The 13,159-nt window shown below is 59.5% G+C and carries 10 protein-coding genes; 5 read left to right on the top strand and 5 right to left on the bottom strand.

What is annotated here, in order from left to right; all coding sequences use genetic code 11:
- The first annotated feature begins 221 nt into the window (after positions 1–221).
- From nei to EB809_RS15360, 3 genes are all read left to right on the top strand, one after another.
- A complete protein-coding gene (gene nei, locus EB809_RS15370; protein WP_123635714.1) occupies positions 222–1,073 on the top strand; it encodes an endonuclease VIII in 852 nt (283 codons plus the stop codon).
- Between the two features lie 176 nt (positions 1,074–1,249).
- Positions 1,250–1,639, top strand: coding sequence for a diacylglycerol kinase (locus tag EB809_RS15365; RefSeq protein ID WP_123635713.1), 390 nt, complete (start codon positions 1,250–1,252; stop codon positions 1,637–1,639).
- Between the two features lie 417 nt (positions 1,640–2,056).
- The gene (locus EB809_RS15360) at positions 2,057–2,590 is read left to right on the top strand and encodes a PEP-CTERM sorting domain-containing protein (RefSeq protein WP_190294930.1); all 534 of its coding nucleotides are present in this window, start codon (positions 2,057–2,059) and stop codon (positions 2,588–2,590) included.
- A gap of 170 nt (positions 2,591–2,760) precedes the next feature.
- On the opposite strand, the gene EB809_RS15355 is transcribed toward EB809_RS15360, so the two are convergent.
- The 5 genes from EB809_RS15355 to EB809_RS15335 all read right to left on the bottom strand — a co-directional run bounded on the left by EB809_RS15355 (position 2,761) and on the right by EB809_RS15335 (position 11,007).
- Positions 2,761–3,366 (bottom strand): response regulator transcription factor, encoded by a 606-nt coding sequence (locus EB809_RS15355; RefSeq protein ID WP_123635711.1) that lies wholly within the window; start codon positions 3,364–3,366, stop codon positions 2,761–2,763.
- A 9-nt stretch (positions 3,367–3,375) separates the two neighbouring features.
- The gene (locus EB809_RS15350; protein ID WP_123635710.1) at positions 3,376–5,778 is read right to left on the bottom strand and encodes an ATP-binding protein; all 2,403 of its coding nucleotides are present in this window, start codon (positions 5,776–5,778) and stop codon (positions 3,376–3,378) included.
- Positions 5,779–6,035: 257 nt separating this feature from the next.
- Positions 6,036–8,615 carry an EAL domain-containing protein gene (locus EB809_RS15345; protein ID WP_123635709.1) on the bottom strand — a complete coding sequence of 860 codons (2,580 nt, stop codon included), beginning with the start codon at positions 8,613–8,615 and terminating at the stop codon, positions 6,036–6,038.
- Positions 8,616–8,633: 18 nt separating this feature from the next.
- Positions 8,634–9,962, bottom strand: a complete 1,329-nt coding sequence (locus EB809_RS15340) for a PilZ domain-containing protein (protein WP_123635708.1) — start codon at positions 9,960–9,962, stop codon at positions 8,634–8,636.
- Positions 9,963–10,113: 151 nt separating this feature from the next.
- Positions 10,114–11,007 carry a LysR family transcriptional regulator gene (locus EB809_RS15335; RefSeq protein WP_123635707.1) on the bottom strand — a complete coding sequence of 298 codons (894 nt, stop codon included), beginning with the start codon at positions 11,005–11,007 and terminating at the stop codon, positions 10,114–10,116.
- Between the two features lie 109 nt (positions 11,008–11,116).
- Between EB809_RS15335 and trpB the strand changes: the two genes are divergently transcribed.
- Entirely contained in the window at positions 11,117–12,346 is a 1,230-nt protein-coding gene (gene trpB / locus EB809_RS15330; protein ID WP_123635706.1) for a tryptophan synthase subunit beta, read from the top strand.
- Entirely contained in the window at positions 12,343–13,158 is an 816-nt protein-coding gene (trpA, locus tag EB809_RS15325; RefSeq protein WP_123635705.1) for a tryptophan synthase subunit alpha, read from the top strand. Before trpB ends, trpA begins: the two co-directional genes overlap by 4 nt.
- The last annotated feature ends 1 nt before the right edge of the window (position 13,159 follow it).

Below are 13,159 nucleotides of genomic sequence, written 5' to 3'. Positions count from 1 at the left end.
GCTATTCCCAGAAGCAGTTAAATGAATTTGCAAGGAAGCTGAATGAACGACCGAGGAAAACACTCGACTACCTGACACCTGTGGAGAAGCTGCAAAGCATATTTGCGTTGACCGGTTGAACTCACCAGGCCATTTCCCTGAACAGGAATACCGAAAAGAGCTGGTCCGAGCCTGCCGGTCTCGCGTAGTCCTTCGGACGACGAATTGAGGAGATGAGATCCATGCCCGAGGGCCCCGAAATACGCCGCATGGTTGATGAGATCGGCAGCGCGGTTGCCGGACGGACTGCGGAGACCGTGATGTTCGCCTTTGAGCGCTTCAAGTCGTTCGAGCCGTTGCTGGCAGGGCGTCAGGTGACGAGCGTTGAAGCTCGGGGCAAGGCCGTCCTGGTGTTTCTGGCCGCCACCGACGAGGACGGTCCCTGGTGTGTGTACAGTCACAACCAGCTGTATGGGAAATGGATGATCGGCCCGTCTGATCGGGAACCGGCGACCAACCGGCAGCTTCGGTTCGCGATCCTCGGTGCGGAAAAAGCGGCCCGGTTGTACAGTTCGTCGGATATCCGGCTGGTGCGTCCGGATGAACTGGATCAGGTGGACTATCTGGTACGACTGGGACCGGACCCGCTGAACCAGGCCGTCAGCGTGGACGACCTGCTGGCTGTGTTTGAAGACCGGCGATTCCGCGGCCGGAATCTGGGTGGCCTGCTGCTGGATCAGGCCTTTATCGCGGGCATCGGAAACTACCTGCGTTCGGAGATCCTGTTCGAGGCCCGGCTGGCGCCCGACATGCGCCCCCGGGATCTGGACGACGTCGAACGACGGCGCCTGGCCGAGGCCATCCTGAGGATGCTCCAGCGCGCGTATAACCTGAAGGGCATTACCAACGACCCGGAGCGGGCCGAACGGCTCAAGCGCCACGGCTGGACCTTCGGCCAACGCCGCCACATGGTGTTCAATCGTGAAAGTCAGGCCTGCCACGAGTGCGATGGGCCGATCGTGAAAACCGCCATGGCGAGTCGTCGATTGTATTTCTGCCCTTCATGCCAGCAAAGAGGCCATGTGAAGGGGTAGGGCGATGCGGGTCACACCTGACTTGGGTCACGACCGTGCGCCGGGCTTCGGAGGACCCGCATTCTCAAAGTCGAATCCAGCGGTCATAATTCGGCCTCTTGTTAAACCCGGACCGTTGCCTAGCTTCGACGCGTCGCCGGTTTCTTATTCCTTGCCCGATGAACATAAGGCCAGTGATGTCCAAATCAATTCATGAACCCGGTGCCCACGCGCTGAAAGGCGGGAAAGGAATAACCCGAATCCTGAATTCAACCCGCTATTCCATGCAGGGTCTCAAGGCGGCGTTTCTCAATGAGGCGGCGTTTCGTCAACTGGTGTTGATCAACGTCATCCTGATTCCCATCGCCTGTTGGGTGGATGTCACCCGCGCCGAACGGGCAGTCCTGATCGCCGCGCCCTTGCTTTCCCTCGCCATCGAGTTGCTGAACTCGGCCATTGAAAACATCGTTGACCGGGTGTCGATGGAACTTCACCCGCTCTCCAAACAGGCCAAGGATATGGGCAGCGCCGCCCAGTTTGTGGGGCTGGTGGTCATTTCGGTTTGCTGGGCCGTCATTCTGCTGTAGGGGCGTGTTCCGATTTTTGCTCGCCACAGGACGGCTCACACCGATGCCACCGGGGAAGGGGCCGTGTTCGTTTCTGTGCGGTGGTTTTCGGTAAAGGGCTCCTCTGATATCCACCCGTGTCGATAAATGTGACAGTCCCTTGAACGCCTGCTCCGCCGTTCCTCGCGGGTGATAGGCTGCGGCATAAGTCTACTCGGTCCTTGCCTCTGGGGGCTGCCTGCTCCGACGACTTTTTACCTGTCGATTTTCTTTACGGTAGGTCGCTTTCTTCCGATCGAATCTTGCTCATTGTCTTAAAAGACAGAGAGTTACGGATATGGCGCGGCAATTGCTCGTTGTTACATGGGGCTCAAAGCCATGCTGTTGTTTCCTTGGCTCATGAGGTTCGAAGTAATAAGGGTATTGGAGTCAAATAACATGAGTCTTAAATCGCTATTCGTCGGAGCTGCGCTGATACTTGGGATTAGCCCAGCGTCTTATGCTTACATGATCTCAGGCGGTACTGACGTTGGTGGGCTTGATACCTTCGTCGCATCGACCACGCAGTCGGTATTGGGCAATGCCAATCCGACCACGGAAGAAAACTGGGTTGAGAGTGTCTTGGGCTATCAGGTGACTTACGAAGACAAAACGGATCCCGTCGACCTCTTCGTGACACTGGAGTCCAGCACCGTCGTTGCCTTTGCGCTGACGTCAATGCCGAGCTTCTTTGTGGTCAAGGATGGCCAAAACTTCGTGCTGTTCAATAACAATAACAGCATGGATTGGGGTGTACTGGACCTGGCCCAATATTTCGGCGTCAAAAAACTGGATGGGCTGACATTCAGCCATGTCACCGAATTTAATGGGCACTCCGTTTCCGTGCCGGAACCGGGATCCAGCGCGCTGCTGGGCCTGGGGTTGCTGGCGTTGGTCATGCTGCGCTTGCGTAGCCGGTCTGCCTCGGTCTGATCGACCTGACCAAGCCAGTGTCTGCAGACAGCATGGACGATTGAATCAGACACGCCAGAGAAAGCCGGCCAGACCTAGGCCGGCTTTTTTGTGTCTCGTCAATGATCGTTTGTCATGACAGCTGGCTCACAGGAGTCAGTCAGCGCTGTGGAAGCAACAGACCGATCCCCTCAATCCAGAATAAATCCCAAACGCCTTGCCTTTAGCACGACCTGCGTCCGGTTATCACACTCGAACCGCATCAGCAGATCGGACACGTATTCCCGGACTGTGGCCGGAGCGATGTTCAGTTGCGAGGCGATTTCCTTGTTGGGCAGGCCCAGCGCCAACTGTTCGAGCGTTGCAATCTGGCGCGGAGATAGGCTGATGGCTTCGGCGGGGTCCTGGCCACTGATGATGACTTCTTCGCCGTCCATGATGGCCTGGAAGGCCTGGATCATAACGGCCCTGGAGCTGGTTTTGGCAATAAACCCATCGGCGCCCAGTTGCAACATCTGCTGGATGCTGGCGTGATGATCGACGGTGGAGACCACCACCAGTGGCAGTGCCGGGTGGTTGGCTTTGAGGGTCTTCAGGCCATCGAGTCCCACGGTGCCCGGGATGTGGATGTCCAGCAGTACCAGATCCGTATCCGGATGTTCCGCGAGCCGGGATCGGGCGCTTGCGAAGTCGCCTGCTTCCAGGACGGTCGTACCCGGGAGCGCCTCCAGGACGAGCAGTCGGAGTCCATCGCGATACAGTTCATGGTCCTCGATGATCAGCACTTTCAGGGTCATGAGAACAGCTCACTCCGGTTGCAACGATTCTTTTGCATAGTCGAATAATGGCGCGTCCGGGGCGGCTCCCGTCAATCGGGCCTGTCGGCGCCGCACGGCGATGTTGAGCAGGGCTCGCAGCTGGGACGGTCGGATAACCGGCGTCAATGCAATCCAGGCGCCGGGCAGGGCGGTGTCGGGTTTGCTGGTGCAGGCTGCTACGGTCCCTTGGGCGAACTGTCGTAAGGCTTCCTGAGACAGCGCCGCCTCGCTCAGGCGGGGCGGGTCGCAGAGCAATACCGACGGTGCCGGGTTTGCGGACTGCGCCGCCTCGATGGACCCGAAGGTCTGCACCGGGCAATGCCATTTCCGGAATCGTTCGCTCAGGGCATCCTGCAGTGTCCGGTCCTGGAAAACCAGTGCCACGATGGGGTTGTCCTCCGGGAAAGTCGTCGTGGTTTGCCGTGGCGAGCGTTCCGTCAGGCGGGGGATGCTGATGGTGAAACAGCTTCCCCGGCCCGGCTCAGACCTTATCGTGACCGGATGATCCAGCAACTCCGAGATGTGCCGGACGATGGACAGACCGATCCCTGAGCCTTCCGATTGTTCCGATACCGTTGCTGAGCGCTGATAGATGTCGAAAATGTGCTCGTGCGCGGCCAGTTCGATGCCGGATCCGGTATCCAGAACTTGGATATCAATCCGTGAGCCACGCCGTCGACAGCCGACAACCACCCGGCCGGACGCCGTGTATTTGATGGCGTTGGAGATCAGGTTGCGCAGCATGCGCTCGAGCAACAGCGGGTCACTGAAGGCCGTCAGCGAACAGTCATGAAACGTCAGTCGAAGACCTTTCTCCGCGGCGTGTACCCCGTATTCATGCTGCAAACGTGAAAACAGATCGGCGAGGTGGATGGGCTTGAATTGCGGTTGGATGCCCCCGGCTTCCAGCTTGCTCAGATCCATGATGGCCTTGAAAGAGTCGCGCATCTGCCGATGCGTGTTCTTGAGACGAACGAAGATTTTCTGGCCGTCCAGCCCCTGGACGTGCGGTTTGAGGTGGTCCAGGAAAAGACTCATCGAGTGCAGTGGCTGGTTCAGGTCGTGACTGCTCTGGGCGATGAAGCGAGATTTGGCCTGGCTGATGAACTCGGTTTTCAGCTTTTCCTCCCCCATCTTTTTGATCCGCAATATCAACGCGATCGTGTGCAGGAACATGTGCAGGACCAGCCCGTAAAGGACGAGGATACTTCTATAGGAAGGCCCGATTTCTTCGGTTGGCTGCTGGGAGCTGTGTATCGACAGGAGGACATGGGCCACGGAAAGCATGGGGACGATCCAACCCAGGAGATAAATAATATAGTAACGACCTTCGGTTCGAACCTTGGCAATACCGGAGGCGATAATGACGATCCAGACAACCGCGTAGTTCACGGATATGAGGATCACATTCGTGCGTGCAGAAACGAACATGTTGGCCACACACATCAGCAAGGTAATGACCCCCGCCCCGACAAAGAAGGGGTACCACCCTGCCGATGTCCGTTTGATACGAAGAAACCCGGCCGCGAACAGGAGTTGGGTGATCAGTGTCGATGCCAACAGGATCCAGTAGATGTTCGTTCTTTCGTGGTTCGATGGCCAAAAGAGGGCGGGGGCACCGCTGTGCCACAGATAATAGACCAGCAGCAGTAGCGACGATAAGGCCGCCCACAGGAACACGTTTCCCAGCGTCAGCAACCAGCAGGTGAGACCGACGAGGGCGAGCCCAAGAGCGATACCAATGGCCAGCTTGAAGGCGTAGTCCATCTGGGCCGTCCACAGCTTGTAATGGCCGAGGCTCATCAACCCGATATAAGGCTGAATAGCAACAAATCCGGCCTCCAGCTCGATAATGATCTGGTACGACTCTCCCGGACTTAGCGTCAAAGGGATCGCCCGGCCCGTTGTGTTGGTCGACGTGGTGTCCTTGGTGCGCCCCTGTTCGTCAAACGTCCTGTATTCCTGACTGTGAGGGCCGCGGATCAGTACCCTGGGCTGCACATTCCCGAAGTTACTGATGTGCAGCATCCACTGGTCGTTTTCCGTGAGGTTTGTGACACGGGTGTAGAGCCAATAGCGGTGGTGCTGCCTGAAATCGGGTGTCAGTCCGAACGGGTGGGCGTCAGGGGAGCGTTCGGGCGCATTCTCCAACCGTTGCCCGGTTGGTGCCGGAATGAAACCGGGCGAGTGCTTCAGGGACTCCAGAGGATACTGGGCGTCCAATTGACTCAATTTCAACGGGGAGAAAACGCTGCCGGCAGACGGTGTGGGGGCATCGAACGATGTCGCCTGCACGCAAAAACACGCCAGCAGCAACAGCGCCAGACACCCGATCAGGGATAAACAGCTTGTGGAAAACCGGCCAGTGCGGCGCGAGGCGTGTCGAGTCATGCCACTTCCCAGGGGCCTTCTGGAAAAGTCAGTGGTAGCAACGGATTATCGGGTGGGCTGTGAGTGAAAACGGGCCGGAGACACCACAGCCGATCGTCGCGAAAGCCGCACACGTTTCGTACTTTACCCGATATCCGTCAGGTACTCACTCTTCTCTTTGGCCTGAAAGGTGCCGCGGTTTCATCGCCACAGGGTGGGATAGGGGCATGTGCCGTCCGGTAAAAGCGCTTCATGAACGGCGCGAGTGTGGGCTTCGCTCAGTGACCTTTGCCGGCACTGTCACCGACCGTTTGCTGCAACGCCCAGCGACAGAACTCTTTCACCGGCATCGGTTTGGCAAACAGGTAGCCCTGAACGCGGTGGCAACCCAGTTCGCTGAGGCGTGTCAGGGTGGCCTTATCCTCTACACCCTCGGCCACAGTCTCCAGATTGAGGGTGCGGGCCAGGGTCAGCGTGTTCTTGACGATCTCCTGATCGTTGCGATTCAAGCACATCTGGCTGATAAAGCTGCGATCAATCTTTAATTCATGGATGGGCAGGCGACTCAGGTAGGCCAGGGACGAGTAGCCCGTTCCGAAATCATCCAGGGCGATCCGGCAGCCTTCATTGGCAATGAGCAGCAGGGAATCGATGACCGATTCCATGTTGTGCATCATCGCCGTTTCCGTCATCTCGAAAATGACGCGGTCCGTCGGGATACCGTGTTGTCTGATGCCCTCAAGGGCATCCGGCACGAAGTGGCGGTCGGTCAGGTTCTCGACCGACAGGTTGATGCTGCAGGTGATGTCCAGATGCTGTGCCCGTAAAGTCTGCATGATTCTCCAGGCCTGGGCGACCACATAACGGGAGAGCAGATCCATCAGCCCTGCATTTTCTGCGATCTCGATGACCTCCCAGGTAGGCACTGGCCCAAACCGGGAACTGTGCCAGCGCAGCAACACTTCGGCGCCAACCAGTTCCTGGCCGGTGCCGTTCATTTGCGGTTGCAGGTAGAGTTCGATCTCGTCATCTTCAATAGCCTGGGGCAGGGCTGTCAGCAGTTCCAGTCGTCGCCGGGCGAACTCGGATATTTCCTCACTGTAGACCTGCACCGGCACCTTTCTCGATTCGCTACGGTCCCGGGCTGCCGACGCGTGCTGATAGAGGATGTCCGTGCTCTTGCCATGTTCCGGGGCGAGCGCCACGCCACAATGCAGGTTCATGAGCACCGGCAGTCGGACCGAATGAAAGGCCACCTCATGGTGCCCGACCACCTGCTCTACGAACGGCTTCAGGTTGCCCTGCAGCTGGTTGAGGTCGACCAGGAACGCGGCAGAACCGAACTCCGGAATGGCGATGTAGGCGGGCTGTTTCGCTTCCAGGCAGATACCACCACCGAGAATCGCCAGCGTATGGTTCAGTGTTTTCATCAGCTGGCAAAACATGTCCTCGGCCAGGTTGTGCCCCATGCTGGATGCAATCTCCTTGACCTGGGGGTAGTGGACCAACGCGAGTGCGACCCGTTGTCCCTGGGCAATCACCGTTTGCAGTTGCTGATTGAGCAGCGCGCCGTTAGGCAGTTTGGTGGCGGAATCGTGCATCGCCTGCTCGAGCGACTGCATTTCCATGTCGCGGACCTGTCGCTCAGCCAGTTGCTGGCGATGCAATGCGGCCAGTTTGCGGGTGCGCTCGTCCTTGATGCGATGGGCCAGGGCGAAGGACAGCAACAGGACCTCGGCTGCGGAGCCGGCCTGCATGGCATGGTTGGTGAGAAAATTCACCGGCAGCAGGTTGAACACGTTCATCAGGTAGAGGGAGGCTCCCAGCGCGAAGGCGGCCCAGGCCAGCACGAAATAACGGGCACTGGCGACACCGGCAGTGAGGGCGGCCAGCCCCACAGAGATAACCAGAACGATCACCAGGGTGCCCAACAGACCGGCGAACAGGGCACCGTGTATCGGATCGACCCAGGTGTAGACAATCAACACCCCGGCAAGGCCCGCGGTGATGTTCAGGCCGCGTTCCCAGCGATAGGAAATCTCCTCCCATTTCAAAAAGCTGCGCGCAAACATCAGGGCACTGAGTGAGACCAGTGCCGTGCTTGTAGGCAAGGCGTATCGGGTCAGTAGCGGCTGGCCGCTCCAGATCCAGGCGCTGCCCACGCCGGAGATGCAGAGCATCAAGAGGCTGATCGCGCCGATGTACAGCACATAGTAGCCGTAGGCCGGATCCCGGATGGAGAGAAACAGGAACAGGTTGTAAGTGGCCATCGCCCCGAGGATGCCGAAATAGATGCCCCAGTAGAGGCTTTCCCGGGAAAAGTCGTCCAGCAGGCGATCCTGGCTCCAAAGTTCCACCGGCACCTGCAGCGAGGAGGCGGACTGGGCCCGCAGGACAAGATTCACGTTGCCACTGAGATCCTGAGGCAGAGGCAGGGCGATCTGATAGCTTTGGGCCTGCTCCCTCTGGGTTTCGGTTTCCTCGCGACTGGTGTGGTAGAACGCCGGCAGCTGGCCGTCGCGCAGGAGATAGAGATCCACCTGCTCCAGCAGGGGGTAGGGAATCACCAGATACCAGGGCTGGTCCAGGGCGTGAGGGATATTCAGATTTGTTTTAAGCCAGACGGACTGATCCGTGAACCCGAGATTCAGTACGCTGCGATCCCGTTTTACCTGCCAATGTGACTGTTGCACAACCTGCTCAAGTGTCTGGCCGCTGCTGAGCTGATAGTCGATGCGATCGTTCAGGCTGTGATGGCCTGTCTCCCCATCGAGAATCACTTCTCCGGCGTTGACGGAAAAGGCGCACAACAGCAGGGCGGCCATCAGTGCTGCTGCCCATTTGCAGAGAGTCACCATAAGGCGTTCCCGTTATCGCTATTCATCCAGCGGTCGGATCAGGCGGCCGGTAAAGCCGAGAAATTCCGCTTCCTGACAGAATCTGTGAAAGCCGCCTTCGGCCACATCCGGCTGTCGAAGCAGGACGAGGGCCTCCACCAGACATCCCGGGATATCCCGGTTGTTCCAGTCCGGCATGCGCGGCCACATCATAAATTGGTCGTGAGACAGTACGATCTTCTCCACCTCAATCTGACTCTCCCGCAGGCGTTCCCGCACTTTCAAACTAATGCAGGGATGAGTGTCATCGGCAATCAGGGCGCCGTTGGGCATGTGCTGATAGAGATCCAGTACCGCGTCGCCCTGATGAGTGAGCGCGATATACAGCGTTTCGTCGTTCAGACGCTCGAGGGACGCGGTTTGCAGGACCGTCCCCTGATCGGTTTTGATTTCGTTGTCTTCCTCGTAGCGGGGATCAAGGCCAATCACCCTGTCGTACAGGCTGGTGAGATCGTGGCATACAGCATTGCCGATGCGCCCGGCCCCGCCCAGCACGACAATGCTGTTCTGGTTGCGATACTGCGGCCGCTCCCGCATTTGCCGCGCGATGTCCCAGATCATATAGCGCGTGCCAAGACTGCCCTCCACCAGCGGTCGCTTTATATCGATGCCTGCTTTCTTTACGAAGTTGGGCAGTCGTCCGACCAGTGCAATCCGCTGCACATTCGGAAAATCCTCCTGCAGACGCTCCATGTACAGGCGGACTTTGTCGGAGTCTTCCTGCAACTCATGCTCCAGGAATTGCGGGGCGACCATCAAGCCGCGCATGTTTTCGTTGCGGATGACCCCCAGTATCAGGTTGAAGGGCAGGCGCCGCGCCATATCGTCGGAGACGTAGGAACGGACCTGCTTTTCATTGCCATACACGGCGAACAGGAACTGGGGCCGGACCAGGGCGAGGAGCAGCGAGCGCAGGTAAGTGTTGGCGAGAAAAACCGCCAGACGACGGCTCTTCTTCCAGAGTGTGCGTTTGCTGGTGGCGCTGAGGCGTTGCCAGAGAGGGGCGACGTCGTAGAGGGCCTTCAGCTCATTGCCGGAGAAGCGCCGATCATAGAACTGTAAGCCGATGTGGGTTTTGCCGGAGTGCATCACGGTCGCAGCGACCCTGGTGCCGGTTCGGTCACGGAACTCGATGTCGATGGTTTCGCCGGCACGAATATGCACGTGCTCCGGTCTTTTCAGACGCAGACCACTGGCGGAAATGTCGAGTGTTGTCGTTTCGAAGGTGCGGCCGGCGTGGCTGAAAACGACCGGAATCCGAATCCCTGACCGCAGGTGCCTGCGGTATTCCCCATGCATCCTTATCATGGCTTTTCCCTGATGGACTGAAAAACGGGTCAAATGTCCTGTTTACAGCATGGTTCAAACTGCGAAAGGTCGCCATTTTTAAAGACGAATCAGCCCGTTAAATGCGAGGGAATGTGAAGAGCGCTACCGCGGGGCGCCGGGGCTGGGCTGCCTATGGGTTGAGTTCGCGTTGCAGCCAGGCGGCAAGCTGTTCGCCACGCCGGTGCGACACATAGTGCGGCAACAGCAGGCACAGCCGACCGCTGGTCTCGACCGAGCCCCAGGGGACGATCAGGCGCCCGGAGGCCAGATCGTCCTCCACCAGCAAGCGAGGGGCAATGGCCACACCCAGACCAGCCAGGGCCCCTTCAATCAGGTAGTAGAGGTGGTCGAAGCCCTGGCCCGCTTCCACGGCTTGAGCCAGGCGCGCCTCATCGAGTCCGTGCGCCTGGGCCCATTGCGGCCAGGCTTGGGGACGCGAGCGGGTGTGGAGCAGGGGCCTCGTGAATATCGTGGCGGGGTCCTGGCTATCGAACCGTTCGGCCTGATCGGGCCTGGCTACGGCGCAGATGTTTTCCGGGGCGAGTTCGATGACGCCCAGTTCTGCGGGATAAGGCGGCTCGGAAAAAAGGAGCGTGGCGCCGGCTTCACTGTGGCGAGGGTCGAGTTCACTGTCGCTGTCACCGACTTGCAGTCTGATGTCCGGCAATTCCCGGTGAAGCCGCTCCAGCCGGGGAATGAACCATCGGGCCAGAAGGCTGCCGGGGCAGTTCAGGACAAAGGGCCCTTCCTCGGAACTGCGTTTGAGCTCGGCGCAACTCTCGCGCAGGCGGGCAAAGGCATCCCCGACACCCCGCTGAAGCTGCTCGCCCTGATGGGTGAGTCGGATGCCCCGGCCCGCCTTGGTAAACAGAGGCGTGCCGAAGTGCTCGTCGAGGCTGCGCAACTGGCGGCTGACGGCGCCGTGGGTGACGTGAAGTTCACCCGCGGCAGCGGTCACGCTGCCCAGTCGGGCGGTGGCCTCAAACGCCCGAAGGGCGCTGAGAGGGGGCATGTCCTGGCTCATAAAGTGTGACTCCAGCTCACATGTTTATGCAATTCTATCGATTTTTTCCAGCGCTTGCCTTCGTTAATCTCATTTCAGTTCACTCAATCAATGAGCAGGCAGGTTCGTTATGAATCCCTATTCCATGCAGCCAGACGTCAACGGCTTTTTTGGCCAGTTCGGCGGTAGCTTTGTGGCGGAAACGCTGATGCCGCTGATCCAGGAACTCCAGACCTGTTACGCAAAGGCACAGGACGATCCGGATTTCCAGGCGCAGCTGGCGTATTTCCAGCGCGACTATGTGGGGCGTCCGAGCCCGCTGTACCGGGCGGATCGGCTCACTGAGCATTTCGGCGGCGCCACGATTTACTTCAAGCGCGAAGAGCTCAATCACACAGGCGCGCACAAGATCAACAACTGCATCGGCCAGGTCCTGTTGGCGCAGCGTATGGGCAAGACCCGCATCATTGCCGAGACTGGGGCCGGCATGCACGGTGTGGCTACGGCCGCGGTCGCGGCCCGGTTGGGCATGCAATGCGTGGTTTATATGGGCAAGACGGATATGGAGCGCCAACAACCTAACGTGTTCCGTATGCAGCTGCTTGGCGCCGAGATCATCCCGGTCAGCAGCGGCACCGGCACCCTCAAGGATGCCATGAACGAGGCGCTGCGCGACTGGGTGACCAACATCGACGACACCTTCTATGTGATCGGTACCGTGGCCGGGCCGCACCCGTATCCAGCCATGGTGCGGGACTTCCAGTCGGTCATCGGCCGCGAAACCCGAGAGCAGATGCTGGATCAGGAAGGGCGGCTGCCCGACTCGCTGGTGGCGTGCATTGGCGGCGGCTCCAACGCGATGGGCCTGTTCCATCCGTTCCTGGCGGATGACGGGGTGCAGATGATTGGCGTTGAAGCCGGCGGGCATGGGGTTGAGAGCGGCAAGCACGCTGCCAGCCTGAGCGGTGGGACGCCGGGTGTGTTGCACGGCAATCGCACCTACCTGCTGCAGGACGAGGACGGTCAGATCACCGACGCCCACTCCATCTCGGCGGGCCTGGATTATCCGGGCATTGGCCCCGAGCACGCCTGGTTGCACGAGCAGGGGCGGGTGGACTATGTGTCGATCACGGACCAGGAAGCCATGGAGGCTTTCCAGCTGTGTTGCCGGCAGGAAGGCATCATCCCCGCACTGGAAACGGCCCACGCGCTGGCGGAAGTGGCCCGGCGGGCGCCGACACTGCCGAAAGACCACCTGATGGTCGTGAACCTGAGCGGCCGGGGCGACAAGGATATGGCCAGCGTCGCCGAGTACCTTGGCGGTTCGAACCCATCACACGCAGCGGAGATGGCATCATGACACTTACTTCCCGACTCGACCGGCGGCTTGCAGGCACCCAGGCCGAGAATCGCCCGGCGCTCGTGACCTATGTTACGGCCGGTGATCCGGATCTCGACACATCGCTGGATATCCTCAAGGGGCTGCCCGCCGCTGGCGCGGACATTATCGAATTGGGTATGCCGTTTACCGATCCCATGGCGGACGGTCCGGCGATCCAGAAGTCGTCGTTGCGAGCGCTTAACGGCGGGCAGACCCAGAGAAAGACACTGGCGATGGTGCAACAGTTTCGCGAACAGGACCGGGAAACCCCGCTGGTGTTGATGGGCTACTACAACCCCATCTATCGCTACGGCGCTGACCGGTTCCTGCGGGACGCGGTCGAGGCCGGGGTCGATGGCCTCATCATCGTGGACCTGCCACCCGATCACGACGGAGCGTTTTTCCAGGCGGCCCGGGATGCGGGAATCCACATCATTCGACTCGTCACCCCCACCACGAAAGGCGAGCGGCTGAAGCAGGTGCTGCGTGAGGCGTCCGGATTTGTCTACTACGTTTCCGTGGCCGGCGTGACGGGTGCCGCATCGCCCACCCAGGAGAGCGTGGAAACCACCCTGGCCGACATCCGCAAACACACGGATCTGCCCATCGGCGTGGGTTTTGGTATCCGCACGGCCGAAGATGCAGCTGCGATCGGCCGGTTCAGTGAGGCGGTGATCGTGGGGTCAGCATTGGTAAGCTGTGTGGAACATGCCACATCGCCCGGTGCAGCCAGGGACGCGCTCCACGACCTGACACGCGACCTGGCCACCGGTGTTCGTCGGGCCCGGTAAA

It is taken from the genome of Marinobacter sp. R17 (assembly GCF_003789045.1).
Lineage (GTDB): Bacteria > Pseudomonadota > Gammaproteobacteria > Pseudomonadales > Oleiphilaceae > Marinobacter_A > Marinobacter_A mangrovi.
Note: the sequence above shows the minus strand (reverse complement) of the source record. Positions and strands in the feature narration are given on the sequence as shown.